We start from the raw sequence: 20,157 nt of genomic DNA, 5'->3' as shown, positions 1-20,157 counted from the left end.
AGTGCAAGCGTATTGCTCAATTGCATTGCGGCATGATTGAATATGGCAGAAGGTAACAGTAAGTGCCTTGCACCATCGATAGAAGGTGGTGCAAGGCACTAACTGTATGATTTTCGGTGCGGGGGCAGGAGATGACCGCTAAATTTTGCGCAGTACGGTGACGACCTTGCCCATCACGGTCGCATACGTGCCGTCGATCGGAGAGTACGCGGGATTGTGCGGCATGAGCCACACATGGCCATGATCCTTCTGGAAGGTTTTCACCGTCGCTTCGCCGTCCAACAGCGCGGCCACGATGTCTCCGTTGGAAGCGTTGGGCTGCTCTCTCACTACCACGAAGTCTCCGTCGCATATGGCTGCGTCAATCATCGAATCGCCATGCACCTCGAGCATGAACAGATTGCCGTTGCCTGTGAGGCGCTCCGGAAGCCTCATGACATCTTCAATGTGCTGCTCGGCGGTGATGGGGACGCCGGCGGCTATCCGGCCGACCAATGGCACGTCCCGGGACTCGGCGATGGACTCCTGCTCGTCTGCAAATGAAGGGAATGGGATGATGGTGGCTGATTGGGCGGTGCTGGACGGTGTATTGCCGGCATCGGTAGACATGTCCGCTCGTACTGTGCGTTGTTCAAGACCGTTGATGTCATGTGATGAGGCATTGCCGTCTGCGCTTGCAGCGGTGCCGTTTTCGGGCATATCGCTTCCCGGGATGCCCTCTGGTGCGCTGCTGTTATTCTGCGAGCGTGAAGAGGAAGTGTCCACCAACTCGATGGCACGGCCCTTATTGGCATTCATACGCAGTAGGCCCTTGTCTTGCAACACTTGCAACTGATGCTTGACGGACGAGGTGCTTTTTAGGCCGACTTCATCGCCGATTTCCCTGAATGAGGGGGCGAAGCCATACCTGTTGACGTGCCGGCGAATGGCATGGAGAACCTTGAGCTGACGATCGGTCAGCATATCGGTGCGCTTGCCGCTATGGTGCTCGCGCGCCTCTGGGCGCGGGGTGAAGGGGATAGTGCTCACGATGGTCCTTTCCTGTCTTATTCGAGCATAGCGTAGGTGATGTAAAAAATCAAACAGATGTTCGAATATGAAGTTGCAATAATCGAACATGTGTGCAACTATAGAACATACGTTCGATAGTACAAATGTTCGAAAGGCTGCATGATGTCACACTCTTATGGAAGTCCATCGCATGGTTCAACCGCTGCTCATGCCTCTTCGCGATCTGGACATGTTGTTCGCAGCGCTGCCGGATCGGTAGATTGTCAAATGGCACCGGTCTATACGGTTGAGCATGAGGAACGAGAAGAGGATGCGTGGACCGGTTTGCTCTTCGCGGTCATGGCTGTGCTGTTGGTGTGTGCTGCGGTGTTTGGTTGGAGTCAGGCCATGAAGATGCGCCCCTCGGTTCCTGACGAAACTTCGGCTGTAGTGAGCTACACCGTTTCTCAGGGCGATACGTTGTGGAAATACGCCGAGCGAGCCACTCCTGAGGGTGGTGATGTCACGCAGACGGTGAGTGAGCTGATGCACATCAATCAGCTTGACTCGCCTTCACTTGAGCCTGGGCAGCGATTATTGGTGCCGTCAATGGGATGAAGCGCGGATATATGATTGTGCGATTGCGTGATTGTGTGTTCGTGTGCTCGTGTAATCGTGCAATCGCGCGATGTCTGAGGTCTGGCTGGTTTGGCAGGCAATGGGCACTTTGTGTCTGAGGGAAGATTGGCATGTGTGAGTTTGCTGTCCTATTGACACGCGTGCTGTTGAGTTGATTGGCTCAAGTGAATCAATGGATGTCTTGGGTTTGAGTCGTTGTGGAGCTGTGCGCTTCTCGCACCGTGCCGGTAGTGTGGAATGCATGCACTGCCCGTTTTGCCAGAACTCAGATACCAAGGTCGTTGATACTCGTATCAGCGAGGATGGTCATGCCATACGCCGTCGTCGCGAATGCCCGCACTGTGGCAAACGGTTCACGACGGTGGAGACCACGATGCTGTTGGTCACCAAGCGTTCCGGAAACGTGGAGCCGTTCGACAGAGCCAAGGTGATCTCTGGAGTTCGTAAGGCATGCCAAGGCAGACCCATAGCCGAGGAAGACCTGAAACAGCTGGGGCAAAAAGTGGAGGAAGACCTCCGTTCGCAAGGATTGGCGCAAGTTAAATCCGATGAGATAGGCAAAGCCATACTCAAGCCATTGAGGGAATTGGACCTTGTGGCATATCTTCGCTTTGCCAGTGTGTACAGCAACTTTGACGGTCTCGATGACTTCCAAGAAGCCATCGACGATCTGCGTCAGGACTGACAGCGTCGCGGCATTGGGACCGCGGCATCAGGACTGACATATCGGAAATTAACAACAACAAGGCACGTCCCGGGCGTAGCGTGCTCATGACGAAGCAGCATGGGTCGTCTGTGCAGTTAATTTTGGGTCGCGTGCATGGGTTCTAATCTCGAGAGTTCTCTTCGGTCTGCATGGTCACCAGTCGCTGTGTGGGGCGGGTCATGGCCACATACAAGTCAGCTGCAGCCGAAAGACGTGACGGTGCTTCTTCTTCAATGCCGGCGGGCTGTACCAGCACGACTGCGTCGTATTCAAGTCCCTTGACGGTTTGGGCATCGCATATATGAATCTGTTCGTTCTTCAGCTGCTGCTGGTTGATGGCACTGGCTTCTGTGAGCGCCGTATGTATGGTCTCCAGCAAAGCGGATGGTGCAATAACGGCCACGCGCCCTGTGCCGTCATCGGCGATGTACTGCTCACTCAGCTGCGCCACCACATCCGGCAGTTCGGCAATGAGGCTCGTTTCGTCTCGGTAGTTGTGCTGCTCGGCGGCATCGGGCACGTGCCGAACCGCCTGTGTGGTGGAGATATACAGCCCCTCACGGCGAGCGAACGTACTGGCCTGTTCGGAAATTTCCTGTGGATTGCGGTAGTTGATGGTCAGCTCGTTGAGATCCCAGCCATCCTGTCCGAAAATCGCGTTCATGCTCGACTCCCACCGGCGGGTGCCGCCGAGTGCGGAAGTCTGCGCAACGTCGCCTACGATCGTGAACGAGCGAGAAGGGCAGCGGCGCACCAGCATGCGCCAATCCATGGCAGTGAGTTCCTGGGCTTCGTCCACCACCACATGCCCATATGTCCATTCCCGGTCAGCGCCTGCCTTCTGTGCCAGCTCCTCGTCGTCCAAACCGTTGATGTTGTCCAACAGCATGCTTGAGGTCACAATGCCTGACCCAATGCCGGACTGGGCAAGCGTATCCTTGGCGAACTGTTCCTCTTCGCGTCGCTTTGCGTCGCGTGCAGCTTGGGCGGCGGCCTGTTTGGGGTCGGGACCCAATAATTCCATTGCCTCATCAAGCAGGGGAATGTCGGAGATGGTGAATGGCGAGCCCTTGGGACGGGTGAGCAGCTGTATCTCATGCTCGGAAAGCCAAGGGGCGAATCGTCGTAGCTGTTCGGGTTTGGCAAACATCTGATCGACGAGCCAGGTTCCGGTCATCGGCAACCATGCCAGGTTCAATGTGCGGCGTACGCGGTCGTCGAGTTTGATCTGGCCGTCAACGTCCGCTATCTCGTCGTGCCCCGGTTCGTAGTCAAGCTGTTCGATATACCGGTGGCGCAGCGCATGCAAAGCGCTGCGTACAAAGGTCTCTCGCGCTTGGTTGTGCGGCTTGCGGGTGCGCTTGGCGTCTCCTAGAGCCTGTTCCAGGTCGGCGCGAGTCATGCGCACTGTAAAGCCGTTGACGGTGACGCTGGGGAGTTGTTCCGGAATGCGTTCGCGCGCGGCTACCGCGTTGGCGATGGCGGAGGCCATGTGTTTGCGGCCCTTGATCCTGGCGACTTCAGGACTGTCTCGAACGGTGGTCTGAATGCCGGGTATGAGGTCGCTCAACGTGCGTGAAACCACGCCGGTTTCTCCCAGTGAGGGCAGCACCTGATCGATGTAATGCAGGAATGCATTGCTGGGGCCGACGACGAGCACGCCGGAGCTTTGCAGTTTGCGTCGGTAGGTGTACAGCAGGTATGCGGCCCGGTGGAGCGCTACTGCGGTTTTGCCGGTTCCCGGTCCGCCTTGCACTACCACGGCGCCTTCTAATGGGCTGCGGATGATGCGGTCCTGCTCGCCTTGAATGGTGGCTACGATGTCGGTCATCTTGCCGGTACGTTTGGAGTTGAGTGAGGCAAGTAGTGCGCCTTCGCCGGTCAGGGTGCCGGAGCGTTGGGCGTCGCCGACCTGTGTGGAGTGCACGTCGAGCACCTCGTCTTCGATGCTGACCACGTCGCGGAATTTCAATGTGATATGGCGGCGCATCACCGTGTTGCCGTGTGCGGCTGGCGTGGCCTCGTAGAACGGCCTTGCGGCTTCGGCCCTCCAGTCGGTGAGCAGAGGCTCATGGGTTTCGCTGGACAGGCCGATGCGACCGATGTAGCGCTGCTGCCCATCGGTGTTGTCAATGCGGCCGAACACCAGTCGGTCTTCCACGGCGCGCAAGGCCGTGAGCTGGTCTTCGTACATGGTCGCGAATGAGTCCCGTTCGGTGCGCATGGTGGGCGACCCGTGGGATCCGGCTGCTCGTACGGCATCGAGGCGTGTGCGTGTCTGCTCGCGCAATGAGTCGAGTCGTGCGTAGGCTCGGGTGACGGCCTGCTGCTCGATGTTCATTTGTGACGAGTAATTCGACATGTCTGTTCCTTTACGGTACCTGTGGTTGCCGGTGTGTCGGAGCGTTGCGGATGATGCTCTGATGGGCTTGTGTACGGAGGTTTGTTTGCGATGACGTGTGCAAAATCCGGGCAATCAAATATATCGCCTACGCCCTACGTGTGAGCGAGGGTCTGCGCTGGGCTAAGAGGGGTGTGGGAATTTTTCTGAGATATGGCAAAAAATTGAGAAATGGCAAAAATCTGAGAAATGGCAAAAAATTGTAATGAAATGGCACAGAATGGGGAGAGGTGGGGTAAAGTGGTGAGAAGTTGTTCGGATTATTGTCACAGCGGGTGAGGGGGTGCACGGTGGATCAGCTGCGAAACAGCCAGAAATCAGGCGATTCTTCGCAAGATTATGCGAACTCAGTTCAGTCCGCCCCCACCGGCTCCATGATGAATGCCGAGTCCGTGCAGCAGCTTCAGGCTGGCGACACGCCGAACGCGGTCGAATCTGATTTCATGCCGTTGCTCCTTGGTACCTACACCCCAAAAATCGACGCCAAAGGGCGTATGGCTCTTCCTGCCAAACTGCGTGCCCAACTCGGTGAAGGCATGATGATGGCACGAGGCCAGGAACGCTGCGTGTATCTGCTGCCGCAAGCCGAGTTCCGACGCATCGCCATGCGCATTCAACGAACTTCGATGGGCAACAAGGCCGCTCGTGATTATCTGCGTGTGTTCCTTTCCGGCGCCGTCGACCAAAGCCCCGACAAGCAGGGCCGCGTGCTCGTACCGCCGATGCTGCGTGACTATGCCTCATTGGGAGACGACATCGTGGTGATTGGTGTGGGCACCCGTGCGGAAATCTGGAACAGGCAGTCCTGGGAGCAGTACCTGGCCGATAAGGAACAGGGATATTCGGACATCGCCGACGACGTACTACCAGACATGGGGTGGTGAACGCATGACAGATACTTCAGCCATTCATGCTCCGGTACTCCTCGAAGCATGTGTTGACCTCATAGCTCCGGCTCTGAACGAACCCGGCAGTGTGGTGGTGGACTGCACGCTCGGACTGGCCGGACACGCCTCCCACTTCCTGCAGGCCGCACCGCAAGCGCGGCTTATCGGCATCGACCGTGATACGGAAGCGCTGGCGTTGGCAAGCGAACGTATGGAACAGTTGGGTTTGTCCGACCGATTCACTGCGGTGCACGCGCCGTTCGACGACTTCGATGCCGTGCTGCAGGACCTCGGTGTGAGCACCGTGAACGCGGTGTTCATGGATCTGGGGCTGTCAAGCTTGCAAATCGATGAGACGGAACGTGGATTCTCCTATTCGCACGACGCGCCGCTGGACATGCGCATGGATACCAGTCAGGAACTGACCGCACAGACGGTGCTCGAACAGTACGATGCCGACGCGTTGACGCGCATCTTCCGCGACTACGGCCAGGAACGTTTCTCCCGCCCCATTGCCAAAGCCATCGTCCATGACCGTCAGGAACACCCCTTCACATCCTCCAAGCAGTTGAGCGAACTCATAGACCGTGTGATTCCGCGCGCCCACCGTGCCAAAGGCAATCCCGGCAAACGAGTGTTCCAAGCGCTCCGCATCGAAGTGAACGGCGAGCTCGACAAGCTTAAACGCACCTTGCCTCAGATTGCGTTGCACTTGGCGCCCCATGGTCGGCTGGTGGTGGAGTCCTACCACTCGTTGGAAGACAAAACCGTGAAGCGTTTCATGGCGCAGGGGCTGAATGTTGACGCCCCGGCAGACCTGCCGGTGGTGCCGCAAGAAGCCAAACCGTTCTTTGCCGAACTCACTCGTGGGGCAGTGAAAGCCGACGCTGAAGAATTGCAGCGCAACTCGCGAGCGGCCTCGGTGAGGTTGAGGGGAGTGGAATTGGTCAGACCGATTCCCGAACGATGGCAAGACGCATTCAGGCAAGCAACACAGGAAGGGGAACGGTAAATGGCGGCACCAGCACGATCGGCGCGTTCATCGGCGGCCCCCTCACGTCATGCAACCAGAGGGCAGTCCGCCCCCACACGCCCACAACTGCATGTTGTGCGTGGAGGCGCGGATAAGGCGCGCCAGGAGCATGAGCGTGGTACAGACTTGCTGCAGTGGGCCAAGGGACGTACCGTGAGCGTCGTCAACATGGTGATTGCAGTGGCGTTCCTGTGCTTCTCGTTGTTCGGCTCGTTGGTTCTGCGCACGCAAATGGAACAAAATTCGTTCTCGCAATCCCAAGCCAGGGATAACATCAGCAAACTCAGTCAAGACGTGCAGGACGACCAGGCTCAGCTTGACCGGCTGGAAGCCAGTTTGCCGGACAAGGCCCAGCAGATGGGCATGGTGCCGCAGCAAGGTTCGATTTCTGTCGACTTAAGCGGCGCTGCTCAAGCTGCAGCACCGGCAGACGGAACCCAGGGCGAAGGCCAGCAGCCACAACAAGCGCCGCAACCCGCTCAGGATGCGGGCAATGGCGGGCAGTCGGGTCAAGGGGACGCGCAGCAGGCCGGGAAGGCGAGGTAATGTTCGCCTTCTTCAACTCGTTGAAAACCAAGAAATTCGCCAAACGAAGCCTGTCTGTCGCTCTGGTGCTTGCAGTGCTGGCGGCATTCTGTTTGGGCGAACTCGTCAGCATCCAGTTGATCAACGGCAAATCCATGGCTGCGGCAGCCGCCAAGGGCAGAACACTCACCGTTCCCATCCACAGCCGCCGCGGCAAGATTCTCGATACCAACGGCGCGGTGTTGGCGCAAAGTCTGGAACGGTATACCATCGTGGCCGACCCCGTGGCTTCGCAGGAGTTCAAGCCCACCGATTGCACCAAGGCAACGAAAAGCTACTGCCAATCCATCGACGGCAAACCGGTGGGTGTGGACGGAGCGGCGGCGGTCGCCAGACTTATAGCCCCGGTGCTGGGCATGTCGGCAATGGACTTGGGAGCCAAGCTCAGCGTGCAGAGCCGTTACCTTATTCTGGCCAAGGATGTGGCTCCCGAAGTCAAACGCTCCATCGACAAACTCAACCTTGCCGGTGCAGTGTACGGAGAACTCAGCGAAGACAGGGTCTACACCAACGGCACCATGATGGGAGCGCTGCTGGGCGGTGTGGACGACAAGGAGCAGGGCGCCTCGGGTATCGAGCAGATGGAGAACAAGCTGCTCGACGGTACGGACGGGTACAAGCAATACCAGCAAGGCAACGGTGGCGAAGAGATCCCCGGCACCATGACCAAGTCCAAGGACGCCAAAGACGGCAGCGACGTGCATCTGACGATCGATTCCGATGTGGACTGGTACGTCAAGAAAGTGCTGACCGACGGCAAGCAGCAGTACAACGCTGATTGGGGTATTGCCGCAGTCGAGGATGTCAAAACGCATCAGATCATCGCCCTCGACGATTCCGATCAGATCGTGGCCGGTTCCCCTGATGCCAAACTCAATGTCTCACGCGCTGTCAACCAGACGTTCGAACCCGGATCCATCGGCAAGGTGTTCTCTCTTGCCGGCATGCTGCAGCTGGGCTTGCATCAGCTGACGGATCAGTTCACCGTGCCCGACCACATTGACAAGAAGGGTCAGGTTTTCAAAGATTCCACCGACCATGGTCTGGAACATTGGACACTGGCCGGCATTCTCCAGGAATCCTCCAACGTCGGCATGGTGATGGCCTCGGACAAGTATACGGACGCCGACCGCTACGACTTCCTCACCAAATTCGGCATCGGTGAATCCAGTGGGCTGAACCTGCCCGGAGAATCGCGGGGCACGCTCACCAACCCGCAGAGCTGGGACGGGCGAACGCGAGATACGGTGCTGTTCGGACAGGGATACGCCACCAATATCCTGCAGCTGACGAATGCCATCACCACGGTGGCCGACGGCGGTGTGTTCCATAAGCAGCAACTGGTCAAATCGGTCACCAATCCCGATGGTCATGTGGAGTCTTCGTCAACGGACGAAGGCACTCGGGTCATTGACAAGCAGGTCAGTGAACAGTTGCTCAATGCTATGGAATCCGCGGCCGATCACTATCAGAAGTTCGCCTCGGTACAGGGCTACCGCATCGCAGCAAAGAGTGGTACCGCTGAGGTGCGTGGCAACGACGGCAAACTCAGCTCAATCGTCAGCGATTGGGCGGGCGTCATTCCTGCGGACAATCCTAGGTTCGTGGTCACTGTGGTGCTCAAGAACCCGCAGGGTGCTTACGGCGGCATGACTGCGGGCCCGTTGTTCAAGCAGATAGCTGAGTTTTTGATGCAAAAGTACGAGGTGCCGACGTCTACGCCGCGCACCGACGCCATTCCCACGGAATGGTGAACCTGATGGAAGGGAGCGCATGCCATGAGTGCGGTGAATGAGGCCATGGGCCAACACCTGACATTGGGAGCGGTGGCGAACCATTGCGGTTTTGATTTGGTGCCGCCGCAGGCAGGGAATGTGACGGTTACTTCTTTGGCGGATAAGCCCGGAGACGTCAAACCGGGCGCGCTTTATATTCCGCGCACCGGCTACAGCGAAGCCGACTTGGTCTTGGCTGAGCAGCGTGGCGCATATGGTGTCTTATTGCCTCCTGAGGATCGAACCGAACTCACTGTTCCCCGGCTCAACGCCAAGCCAAGTGCCGCGCAGATTGGAAACATTGCCTCAGACATCGCCGGTTCGCCGTCAAGCATCCTTGCCGTGTTCGCAATATGTGGGGATGATCCCGATGAGACACAGGCCCAAGTGGTGCGTCTGGCCGACTTCCTCCATGACTTGGGCAATCCGGTAGGAGTGTTGAGCGCGGCCGGTTCTTCGTCCCTTGAGAGAACCTTGAACATGGAGTACCCGTTGAGTATCTTAGGAGTACAACACATGTTGTCGGTGTGCTTGGAAGACAGTGCAACGGCGGTGGTGATCTCTGCGGATGCGCAGACTTTGGCGGCCGACGCCTTGCAAGGTGTGAGTGTCGACGTGCTTGGCACGGGTCTTAAACTCGTCGATGTCACGCCGCGGGAGCTGGTTTCGGCGGTGTGTGCCCGTTATGGGTTCAGCGTCGGTGAGGGCTTCAAACTCACGCAGGTGGGTGAGGAGGCGAGCTGGATGGCCTCCCAGGCACCGACGTCGAGCGGCGTGGATTCGCTGCGTAGTCGCCGCAGGCTTGCGTTGGCGATCGCCATGGCGTTGAGCGCTGGAGTGAGGCGCGGCAACATACGCAGCGCGTTGCGCGTGGCGCAGGAGATGCGGTAGGAAGTTTCGGGGAAAGAGGTTCGGCCATGATGGCGATGAGCGTGGAGCAGATCGCTCGCAGCGTTGACGGTACGGTGGTGCCGCCTGAACATGGCGAGGTGCCTGCGGGAGCTGTGGCCACGACGGTGGTCGCGGACTCTCGGCAGATAGCTCCGGGTACGGTATTTGTGGCCATTGCCGGGGAACGGGTGGATGGTCATGACTATGTGCCGGGCGCAGGGGCCAAAGGTGCTGTGGCGGCGTTGGTGAGCCGGGCAGTGCCGGGAGCTGACGTGACTCAGATTGTGGTGGGTGGCGAACCCCCGCAGCAGGCTGTGGATGGGGAGTCGGTACGCGCGCGTACCGCCGAGTATGAGATTGAACATGAACCCACCGTGCGTGCGCTCGGGCGTTTGGCACGAACGAATCTTGAACTCAGGCGTGAGCTGCCGGGGGCGTTCTCGATCATCGGCATCACCGGATCGGTCGGCAAGACGACCACGAAAGACATGCTCAACGCTCTGTTGGAGCCTGAAGGACCCACGGTTGCGCCCGTCGGCTCGTTCAATAACGCTATCGGTCTGCCACTCACCGCGTTGCAGGTAGGAAGCGACACACGGTTCCTGATTGCCGAGATGGGAGCCAACCATGTTGGTGAAATCGCGAATCTGGTGAGCATTGCCCCTCCTGATGTCTCGGTGGTGCTCAAGGTCGGCGTGGCGCACGTCGGCGAATTTGGTTCTGTGGAACGCATCGCACAGGCAAAAAGTGAAATCGTGCAGGGATTGCGCCCTGGTGGGGTGGTGGTGCTTAACGCCGAAGATGAGCGCGTGGCGGCTATGAGTGCCCTTGCTCCGGGTGATGTGCTGTGGTTTGAGGTCGGTGCGGATAAGGATTCGGAACGCACTCGCGCCGCTGGAAGTACGGTCTGGGCAAGAGACGTAGCCACTGATGAACTCGACCGAGCTAGCTTTACCCTGCATACTGCGCAAGGACAGGTACCCGTATCGCTTGGCATACCGGGGGCGCATAACGTTGCCAACGCACTTGCGGCAGCCGCGGTGGCTCTGTATTTCGAGGTTCCGTTTGCTGCCATAGCGCAACGCCTGCATGCGTTGGCACACATCAGCCCACACCGTATGGCACTGTCTCATGTAGATTTGCCGGGCGCTTCATTTACGTTGATTGACGATTCGTACAATGCCAATCCTGACTCGGTACACGCCGGTCTCACCGGTCTGATGCGTTGGAGAGGTGAGTGCGAGAACCCTTACCGTATCGCGGTGTTGGGAGCCATGCTCGAGCTGGGCGAGGATGAAATTGACCTGCATGAGCGCGTGGGGCGGGACGCTGTGCAGATGGGAGTCGACGCCTTGGTGGCAGTGGGAAGCCAGAGCGATGAGCACTTTGATTCCTTGGCATCGAGCTTGGCGAATGGAGCCTCGGCGCTGGCTGCGGCACCGTCTGAACGCCGGAGTACCCCCGTTGTGGTGAAATTAGTGCATAGTGCACAGCAGGCCGATCGGGTGGTAGCACGATTGGCCGCAGCCCATCCGGGCACTGTGGTGCTGCTCAAAGGTTCGCATTTTTCTGGGTTGAGCGCCCTGGCGGAACAGTGGCAGCCATACGGCACCCCGTGGGAGCGCCGCGGCACGGCAACGGAACGAGTGTGAAGAAAATGGAGTTGGAGCGTTGATTTCCCTCATCTTAGGCATCGCGGTGTCACTGCTGGTGGTCATTGTTGGCACCCCGCTGCTCATACGCTTGGTGCACCGTATGAACTACGGCCAATACATTCGCCAGGACGGCCCCAAGTCACATCAGGTCAAGCGTGGCACTCCCACCATGGGCGGCCTTGTCATCATCTTGGCGGTCCTCGCCGGTTGGGGGGCTTCCGCACTCTACCGTTTCTTTGCCCGCGGTCAAGCACCTTCTTGGTCCGCTGTGCTGGTGCTCTACGCCATGGTCTCCATGGGTCTGTTGGGCTTTATCGACGACTTTGCCAAGGTGCGCAAAAAGCAGAACCTCGGACTTTCGGTAAAAGCCAAGTTCATCGGCCAGTTCATCTTCGCCACCATCTACGCGGTGTTGGCGCTTATTCTGCCCACCCAGTCCGGGTTCCCCAGCGCTCAGGCGGGTATGAGCTTCATCGAGAAGCCGTTCTTCAGTTTCGAGTTCGCCGGCAAGGCTGTGGCCATCATCATCTTCGTGATCTGGGTGAACTTCCTGATGACCGCTTGGACCAACGCCGTCAACCTGACCGATGGGTTGGATGGTCTTGCCGCCGGTTCCTCAATGATTTCGCTCTTCGGCTACGCACTCATTGCCTTCTGGCAGAGCTACCATTTGAAGGGAGCCGGTCATCCCGGCTATGCGTATGCCGTCTCTGATCCGCTTGACCTGACCATCATCGCCGCCTGTGCGGCCGCCGCCTGCTTCGGGTTCCTGTGGTACAACTCCAACCCGGCTACCATCTTTATGGGAGACACCGGTTCGTTGGCCCTGGGCGGCCTGTTTGCGGCTCTTTCCATCGCCACACACACTGAGTTCCTGGCCGTGATCATGGGCGGTCTGTACGTGGTGGAAGCCATGAGCGACGTGATTCAGGTGGGATGCTTCAAGCTCACGCATAAGCGTGTGTTCAAGATGGCACCCATTCATCATCATTTCGAACTCAAGGGGTGGAACGAGTCGAAGGTCGTGGTGCGCTTCTGGATGGTGGAATTCATCTTCATGCTCATTGCTGTGGTTATCTTCTATGGGGACTGGGTGTCAAAATCCGGCCCGTTGATTTTCTAACGGTCGGAATTCATATATAACAGGTAAACACATAGAGCGGATACGAGGCGAACTCATGAATTTTTCTTCGATGACGGTACTGATCGCCGGTCTCGGCGTCTCCGGTCGCGCTGCGCGCAGTGTGCTGCTTGGTCGTGCCAAACGAGTGATCACCGTGGATGAGAGCAACAGCCGAGCCAATCTGCACTCGTTCATCGAAGTGGATTGGAATACGATTGACTTGGTGGTGGTATCCCCGGTATTCACTCCGCGAGAGGCGTTCATACTGCATGCGCAGAGCCGTGGAATACCGGTCATCAGCGAAGTAGAACTGGCGTGGCTGCTCAGAGCGGACACCACCAGGACCGGTGTTCCGGCACCGTGGATCGGCATCACCGGAACCAACGGCAAAACCACCACCACACAGATGGTGTCGTCCATGATGGAAGCCCAAGGTCTTGTGGCTCCAGCCGTGGGCAACATCGGCAAGGCGGTGAGCCTGTCTGCGGCAGACCCGGGAGTCGACGCACTGTGCGTGGAGTTGAGTTCGTTCCAGATGCATTTCACCGACTCGTTGGAACTCGACTGCGCCGCCATCACGAACATCGCCGCCGATCATCTCGATTGGCATGGTGGGATGAGCCAGTACGCCGCAGACAAAGCCAAAGTGTTCCAGCATGTCAAGCGAGTACTGGTGTTCAACGCGGATGACGAACGAGTCAGCCAAGCCGCCCAAGCCGCCGTGGTAGCCCCCGGGTGCAAAAAGGTGGGCTTCACATTAGGGCGCCCTGCTGAAGGGCAAATTGGCGTGAGTGGCGGAAAGATTGTGGATCGCAGCGGTTTGTCAGGTGAACCGCATTCTGTGAAGGATGATATTCCCGAGAGTCTTGCCGCTCGACTGGGGCAACGGTACGGAAACGACGACAACGATGAGGACTACGCCATCGCTTCCGTCACGGATTTCCCTGGCCTGTGCGAGCCGGATGGGACGGTCTATCCTCATCTGCTTGCCGACGCATTGACCGCACTGGCGCTGGCCTTGGGAGCGGGCGCGAATGTGGATGCCTGCCTCGAAGCGCTGCGCCGATTCGCTCCGGGAGATCACCGCATCGAGACGGTGGCGCAGCTGGACACGCTCTTGGGGGCCACCATCAGCTTCGTCGACGATTCCAAAGCCACCAACGCCAGCGCGGCTGCGGCTTCGCTCAAATCATATCCGGAACATTCCGTGGTATGGATTGCCGGTGGATTGCCTAAGGGAGGCGAGTTCGGCGACCTGGTGCGTGAGGTTGCCGACCGGCTCAAGGCGGTTGTGGTGATCGGTGTCGACCAGCAACCCATGAGGGATGCGTTGGAGGCTCAAGTGCCCAGGCTTCCGGTCACGTATATCAGTCCGGACGAGCCTAGCGATAGCGTCATGAATCACGCCGTGCAGGCTGCTGGACAGTATGCGCTTGGTTTGGGCATACGTCCAGGGACGGCGAGCGCCACTGTGCTGATGGCGCCGGCGTGTGCCTCCATGGATCAGTTCGCGTCGTATGCGCAGCGTGGAGAGCGTTTCTGCGCTGCGGCGAAGCATTGGGTGTATACGCATGAGTGAGCGCTTTGCCGGGCTCGGTCGTCGTTCCGCCAGTGTGCGTGGGGGAAAGGCCAAAGCTGAGGATGCTGAGCCCAGAAATACGGTGGATGGTGCAGACAGTACGCAGAAGGCAGACGGTGACGCGTACGCCGCATATACCGGCTGGCGCAGTCTGATCAACCCTATCTGGTGTTATTACGGATTCATGCTCATTGTGGCCGCGCTGACGGTATTCGGTCTGGTCATGGTGTTCTCGAGTTCCTCCGTACGCATGATTTCCGTTGGTGCCTCACCGTGGAAGCAGGCGCTCAACCAGCTTGTATTTTGTGTGCTGGGAGTGGTGCTTGCTGTGGTGGCCGCGCGTATCAAGGCGCGCAATTACCGTCGTCGGGGCATGTTGTTCGTGATGTTTGCCATAGGCCTGCAGTTGCTCACCATGTCTCCCTTGGGTGTGAGCCGCAACGGCAACACCGGTTGGATTGCATTGGGGCCGTTGACTTTGCAGCCGGCTGAGGTGATGAAGCTGGCGTTGTGCATGTGGCTGCCGGCGGCCATGCGTGACTCGAACAGACGCAGCAAAAAGCTGGGCATACGTGCCTATCTGCTTCCGGTGGTCGTTTTTGTTATATGTTTGGGTGCCGTCATGATGGGTAAGGATCTCGGTACGGCGATGATTCTGATCTTCATTGGTGCCGTGGCGTTCCTTATCGGCGGTTTCCCGGGCAAGTGGCTGGCCGGTGCCAGTCTGGTCATCATAGTGTTGGTGGCTGCGTTCGTGCTCAACAGCCCCAACCGCAAGCAGCGTATCCTCGCGGCCTATCAGGATTGCAATTCGGATTCGGCGCTTGATGTGTGCTACCAGTCGGTGCATTCCAAATACGCAATGGCCTCGGGCGGGTTGTTCGGCGTAGGTATCGGTAATTCGCGTGAGAAGTGGAATTACCTGCCCGAAGCGCACAATGACTTCATCTTCGCCATCATCGGGGAGGAAACCGGGTTCATCGGTGCGGCGATCGTGGTGCTGCTGTTCGTGGCGTTGGCATGGTGCATGTTCGTTCTGGCTTTGCAGAGCAGCAACCGTTACACGGCCATGGTGCTCATTTGCGAGGCGGTGTGGATTGTGGGACAGGCGATGGTCAACATCATGGTCGTGGTCGGCTTGCTGCCGGTGATGGGAGTGCCGTTGCCTTTCGTCTCGGCAGGAGGTTCCTCGCTGGTGATGTGTCTGATTGCTGCCGGTGTGGCTGTCAGCATGATGCGTGAGCAAAAGCAGGTGAAGGCCAACGTTGCCGCACGCAGCGTGTAGCACGATGCTGTTCGAGTATGGGCGGACATGGTGTTTGCGCCGCCAGCGTGCCGGTGGCGGGCATAGGCCATAATGGAAGTCGGTATAGGTTCACAGGCAGCGGTTCTCCCGCAGGTTCGTGGTAGTGGAGGCAGATTGATGAAGCATATTGTGCTCGCAGGTGGTGGTACGGCAGGTCATGTCAACCCGCTGTTGAGTGTGGCTGCCTCGATTGCCAAGCTTGACCCGTCGGCTCAGGTCAGTGTGATTGGCACTGCGGTTGGTCTGGAGCATGATCTTGTGCCTGCTGCCGGCTTTGAGCTCGACGTGGTAGATAAGTTGCCTTTCCCTCGTCGGCTCAACAAGGCGGCACTGCGTTTTCCCTCGCTGTGGCGCAGGGAGCAAGCGCAGGTTCGTGCCATTCTGGAACGGCGTCAGGCCGATGTGGTGGTTGGCTTCGGCGGCTATGCGTCTGCGCCTGCCTACACGGTGGCCCATAAGATGGGTCTGCCGATTGCGGTGCATGAACAGAATGCCAGAGCAGGCATGGCGAACAAGCTGGGCAGCAGATGGGCTTCCTTTATCGGTACGGCATATGTGGGCACCGGCCTGAAGCCGGCAAAGGGTGCACGGATGCAACGCGTAGGTTTGCCACTGCGTCCGGCCATCGCAGCACTGTGCGAATCGTTTGAACGCGATAGACATGCTGCAAGGGTAGAGGCTGCGCAGGCTTTGGGCTTGGATCCGACTCGTCCGGTGGTTGTGGTGACCGGAGGGTCGCTGGGAGCGTTGAGCGTCAACCGTGCGGTGGCTGCGGCGGCACCCGAACTGTTGGATGTGGCGCAGGTGGTCCACTTGACCGGCAAAGGCAAAGCTGATGAGGTGCGCGCTGCGGTGAGTGGCGTTCTCGGGGAAGGCGTGGTCAACGATCTTGACTCAGCTCATGCCGGGCTCGGTGATTATCATGTGGCACCATACCTTGAGCGTATTGATTTGGCGTTTGCCTGTGCGGATTTGGTGATATGCCGTTCCGGAGCCGGATCGGTCAGTGAACTGACGGCGCTCGGGCTTCCTGCCGTGTATGTGCCGTTGCCTATCGGCAATGGTGAACAGCGGTTCAATGCTGAACCGGTGGTGCAGGCCGGTGGCGGTCTGATGGTGTCCAATGAGGCATTCACTGCCGCTTGGGTGAAGCAACATGTTCCCGGCCTATTGGCTGATGCGCAAGCTTTGCAGGCCATGGGGAGGCAGGCTTGGGGGTACGGCATTCGCAATGCTGCCGATGTCATGGCACAGGAGGTACTCCGTTTGGCAGGTGAGACTGGTGCCGTAACGCCTGAACGCATCACACTGGTCCCTGCTCGTCAAGGGTTTGACCGGAAAACCGGGCTGGAAGATTTGGGGCATACCCATTTCATCGGTATCGGCGGCTCTGGCATGAGCGTGCTGGCCGAGATGCTGCACGAGCGTGGCGTCGAGGTAAGCGGTTCCGACCGTGGAGCCAGCGCAAAGACCAAACGTCTACAGGATCTCGGCATCACGGTGCAGTTCGGCCAGCAGGCCGAGCATGTCTCCGGTGCTCGCACCGTCGTCTATTCCAGCGCCATCAAACCTGACAATCCGGAGATTGTGGCGGCGGCTCAAGCCGGGGCGCACATCGTGCATCGCAGCGATATCCTGGCGTTGCTGATGGACGGTAAACGTGCGGTGAGTGTGGCCGGTGCTCACGGTAAGACCACAACCAGCTCCATGCTGGCGCACATGCTTACCCATGCAGGTCAGGGCGGTCTGTCCGACCCGAGTTATGCGATCGGCGGTTCAATCCAGTCCTTGGACGGCGAGGCCATTGACGGCGGTCATGCCGGCACAGGCGACGTGATGGTGGCTGAATCGGATGAGTCGGACGGCAGCTTCGAAAAGTACCGTCCGGATATCGCCCTGATAACCAATGCGGAAGCTGACCATCTGGATTTTTACGGTGACGCTGATCGCTATCGCAAAGCATTCGTGGAGTATGCCGGTCATGCCAAACGCAATGTGGTGATGTCGGTGGACGATGAAGGTGCTCGGGTATTGCTGCGTTCCCTGCCCCGCGAGGTGATTTCGAAGACCATCGCCTACACCACCGAGTCGGCAACCAGCGCACAGACGTTGCTGGGCGGCATAACGAGCAACGACGAGAACAATGATACAGGCTTGACGGTAGTTCATATCCTCTCGGACCAAGAGCAGGATGGCACCGGCCGGGAACGGTTCACCGTGGAGCTTCCGGCAGGCTTTGCCGGTTGTGACGGTGATGACGAGAGGCGCGTCGTGGTTGACCTGCAGGTGCCCGGGGCACACAATGCGCGCAATGCCACAGGGGCGATTATCTGCGCTGCGTTGCTGGGCATGGACGTTGACGCTGCGGCACAGTCGCTGTCTGGTTTCATGGGGGCTTCTCGACGATTCGAATCCAAAGGGCGCGCTTATGGAGCAGAAGTGGTCGATGATTACGCCCATCATCCCACTGAGATCCATGCCTTGCTCACCGCAGCACGCCGCAGGTACCCGCACGCCGCCATTCGCGTGCTGTTCCAACCACATCTGTTCTCGCGTACCGCGTTCTTCACCCAAGAGTTTGCCAGTGCGCTGCGTTTGGCCGACGATGTCATCGTCACTTCGATTTTCCCTGCTCGCGAGCAATCGGCTGATTTCCCCGGTGTGAGCGCGCAAACCTTGGTGGATGAGGTGCAACGGCAACAATCCGAACAGCACGGCGACCATAGTGCATCTGCTGCAGGCTCGCACGCTATAAGTCAGTACGTTGCCGGTACGGAACCTGAACGCGACAAGACAACGGCAAGCACTGCCGGCAAGACGAATATCGCGATGGTCGCCGACATGCGTGAAGGTGCCAAAATGCTCGCCTTGCGGGCTCAGCCAGGAGATGTGCTGCTCACAGTGGGAGCCGGGGACGTTACCGACATGGGGTCGGTCATGCTGGCGGTTCTCCAATCGCGTGAACAAGGCGGTGGCGTTGCCGCAGAGAAGGAGCTTCACGAAGAAGCAGAAGATTCCCAAGAATCAAAACGTCAACACGAGGCAAAACGTCGCGAAGAGATGCACCATACGGGTGAGCGTGGGGGAGTGCGCTAATGGCGCGCAAGCACCAGCGAACGGCGTCACAGGCGCGTGTGGCACAATCTCGCCTGCAGGAGAGCGGAGTCGGTCGAGATCAGCGCCGTAGTGCAACCTCGAAAGGTACCGGCAAATCCAAGGGTGAGCGTTCTTCTCGTACGCGCGACTCGGATTCTGTTGCACTTGTGGTGGGGGATTCCTCGTCACGGTCTTCTCAGCCTGCACAGTCCCGTCGTTCTCGCTCAAGTCGTTCGCATTCCTCGTCTTCGAACAGTTCACCAGCCCGGTTGAGCGCTTCGGCACAAGGTCGCTCCAGAACCATCGACTACGGTGAAAGCCAAGGGTTCCCAGACGTTCGTGCCCTTGACGGCGAAGATTTGGTGGCTAAGACCCTCAGCCAGACCTCAGGTCCCTTGGGAGTGGTGTCGCGTCCCAAAGTGGTGGATTTCAACGCTCGTCTCAAGGAGCGCAAGCAGGCGAACCGTAGGCGTGTGATGGTGCGCGTATTTGCCGTACTGGGTGTGCTGGCTGCAATTGCCGCCATGGTGTGGCTGCTCCTGTTTTCACCGGTGTTCATACTTGAGCCTCAAGAAGTCAGTATCGCTGGCAACAATGCTTGGGTAAGCGAGCGTCAGATTACCGCCATCACCAGCAAGCAGACGGGAAAATCGCTGTTTTTGGTGTCGACGGATGATATCGCCGCGCAACTCGATGGTATTCCTGGAGTGACCAAAGCCCAAGTGGACAAGCATTACCCGAAGAGTTTGAGTGTGGAGGTCCATGCCCAGGAGCCTGCTGCGCTGCTCAAAACGCCTGATGGCAAGTCCACGGCTGTGGACGGAGAGGCGCGCGTACTGAATTCGGTCGTCAACACACCCGTTGAAGGTATTCCCGTCATCGAAACCGGCAGTGTGGATGAAGGATTGAAGAATCGTGCAGTGCAGCAGGCATTGAAGATTCTCAACCAGATGCCCAAGCAGATGCGCCAGCGAGTTTCAAAGGTTACGGCACAAACGCAGGATTCCGTCACTACGGAAATTGACAACGGTGGGCGTGTGATTGTGTGGGGTGATGCCTCGCAGATCAAGCTCAAGCTGGCAGTGGTCGATAAAATCGTGAACGATCCGACCAAAATAGGGGACAAGCATCAGGTTGATGTGTCGGCACCGTTGCGTCCGATTATCAAGTAGGGCATGCATATGAGTGCGGTTGGTGGCAGTCTCTCCTCCCAGCCGCGTTGCACATGGTGATCAAGTAGACCCCGTGTATAAGGTGCAGTTGGGGCGATCTCGTCTCCCGGCTGTGGCTATGTCTGGTTATCAGGTAGACCGTGTATAAAGTGCGGTTAGTGGGCGCCGTCTCCCAGCCGCCGTTGCATCTGGTTATCAAGTTGACTCGCATACAAGGTGCAGCCGGTAGATGTTTTGTCTCCCAGTTGCGGTTGTGGCCGATCATCAAGAGTCCCGTATGTAAGGTGCGGTAATGGCAATCCTTCTCCCTGCTGCAGTT

14 protein-coding genes and 2 pseudogenes are annotated in these 20,157 nt (G+C 58.4%); 14 read left to right on the top strand and 2 right to left on the bottom strand.

Annotated elements, in window-relative coordinates; all coding sequences use genetic code 11:
• Positions 1-138 precede the first annotated feature (138 nt).
• Positions 139-963: a transcriptional repressor LexA gene (gene lexA, locus AC3B5A_RS02890; RefSeq protein ID WP_489798952.1), complete on the bottom strand. Its 825-nt coding sequence runs from the start codon at positions 961-963 to the stop codon at positions 139-141.
• A 315-nt stretch (positions 964-1,278) separates the two neighbouring features.
• On the opposite strand from lexA, the gene AC3B5A_RS02885 reads away from it, so the two are divergent.
• Together AC3B5A_RS02885 and nrdR are read left to right on the top strand one after the other, a co-directional pair.
• Complete coding sequence (locus tag AC3B5A_RS02885) at positions 1,279-1,608, top strand: LysM peptidoglycan-binding domain-containing protein (RefSeq protein ID WP_489798707.1); 330 nt, start codon at positions 1,279-1,281, stop codon at positions 1,606-1,608.
• Positions 1,609-1,870: 262 nt separating this feature from the next.
• On the top strand, positions 1,871-2,314 hold the full coding sequence (nrdR, locus tag AC3B5A_RS02880) for a transcriptional regulator NrdR (RefSeq protein ID WP_489798706.1): 444 nt from the start codon (positions 1,871-1,873) through the stop codon (positions 2,312-2,314).
• A 142-nt stretch (positions 2,315-2,456) separates the two neighbouring features.
• On the opposite strand, the gene AC3B5A_RS02875 is transcribed toward nrdR, so the two are convergent.
• Positions 2,457-4,697, bottom strand: coding sequence for a HelD family protein (locus AC3B5A_RS02875; RefSeq protein ID WP_489798704.1), 2,241 nt, complete (start codon positions 4,695-4,697; stop codon positions 2,457-2,459).
• Between the two features lie 482 nt (positions 4,698-5,179).
• Between AC3B5A_RS02875 and mraZ the strand changes: the two genes are divergently transcribed.
• From mraZ to AC3B5A_RS02815, 12 genes and pseudogenes are all read left to right on the top strand, one after another.
• Positions 5,180-5,620: a division/cell wall cluster transcriptional repressor MraZ gene (mraZ, locus tag AC3B5A_RS02870; protein ID WP_489798950.1), complete on the top strand. Its 441-nt coding sequence runs from the start codon at positions 5,180-5,182 to the stop codon at positions 5,618-5,620.
• Positions 5,621-5,624: 4 nt separating this feature from the next.
• Positions 5,625-6,635 (top strand): 16S rRNA (cytosine(1402)-N(4))-methyltransferase RsmH, encoded by a 1,011-nt coding sequence (gene rsmH, locus AC3B5A_RS02865; RefSeq protein WP_489798702.1) that lies wholly within the window; start codon positions 5,625-5,627, stop codon positions 6,633-6,635.
• A complete protein-coding gene (ftsL, locus tag AC3B5A_RS02860) occupies positions 6,636-7,202 on the top strand; it encodes a cell division protein FtsL (protein WP_489798701.1) in 567 nt (188 codons plus the stop codon).
• Positions 7,202-8,995 carry a peptidoglycan D,D-transpeptidase FtsI family protein gene (locus AC3B5A_RS02855; RefSeq protein ID WP_489798700.1) on the top strand — a complete coding sequence of 598 codons (1,794 nt, stop codon included), beginning with the start codon at positions 7,202-7,204 and terminating at the stop codon, positions 8,993-8,995. The genes ftsL and AC3B5A_RS02855 overlap by 1 nt, the downstream gene beginning before the upstream one ends.
• Before the next feature lie 24 nt (positions 8,996-9,019).
• Positions 9,020-9,907 (top strand): UDP-N-acetylmuramyl peptide synthase, encoded by an 888-nt coding sequence (locus AC3B5A_RS02850; RefSeq protein ID WP_489798698.1) that lies wholly within the window; start codon positions 9,020-9,022, stop codon positions 9,905-9,907.
• A gap of 26 nt (positions 9,908-9,933) precedes the next feature.
• Complete coding sequence (locus AC3B5A_RS02845; RefSeq protein ID WP_489798696.1) at positions 9,934-11,559, top strand: UDP-N-acetylmuramoyl-tripeptide--D-alanyl-D-alanine ligase; 1,626 nt, start codon at positions 9,934-9,936, stop codon at positions 11,557-11,559.
• A gap of 19 nt (positions 11,560-11,578) precedes the next feature.
• Complete coding sequence (gene mraY, locus AC3B5A_RS02840; RefSeq protein WP_489798694.1) at positions 11,579-12,685, top strand: phospho-N-acetylmuramoyl-pentapeptide-transferase; 1,107 nt, start codon at positions 11,579-11,581, stop codon at positions 12,683-12,685.
• Positions 12,686-12,740: 55 nt separating this feature from the next.
• Entirely contained in the window at positions 12,741-14,264 is a 1,524-nt protein-coding gene (murD, locus tag AC3B5A_RS02835) for a UDP-N-acetylmuramoyl-L-alanine--D-glutamate ligase (RefSeq protein WP_489798692.1), read from the top strand.
• On the top strand, positions 14,257-15,549 hold the full coding sequence (gene ftsW / locus AC3B5A_RS02830) for a putative lipid II flippase FtsW (protein WP_489798690.1): 1,293 nt from the start codon (positions 14,257-14,259) through the stop codon (positions 15,547-15,549). Before murD ends, ftsW begins: the two co-directional genes overlap by 8 nt.
• Before the next feature lie 138 nt (positions 15,550-15,687).
• Positions 15,688-16,842: pseudogene (locus AC3B5A_RS02825) on the top strand (UDP-N-acetylglucosamine--N-acetylmuramyl-(pentapeptide) pyrophosphoryl-undecaprenol N-acetylglucosamine transferase); the annotation flags it as partial.
• Positions 16,816-18,528 (top strand): annotated as a pseudogene (gene murC, locus AC3B5A_RS02820) (UDP-N-acetylmuramate--L-alanine ligase); the annotation flags it as partial. The pseudogenes AC3B5A_RS02825 and murC, both read left to right, overlap by 27 nt.
• 137 nt (positions 18,529-18,665) lie before the next feature.
• Complete coding sequence (locus AC3B5A_RS02815; RefSeq protein ID WP_489798688.1) at positions 18,666-19,838, top strand: cell division protein FtsQ/DivIB; 1,173 nt, start codon at positions 18,666-18,668, stop codon at positions 19,836-19,838.
• Positions 19,839-20,157: the final 319 nt, after the last annotated feature.

The organism is Bifidobacterium sp. ESL1133, from assembly GCF_058107325.1.
This window is presented reverse-complemented; position numbering and strand designations above follow the sequence as displayed.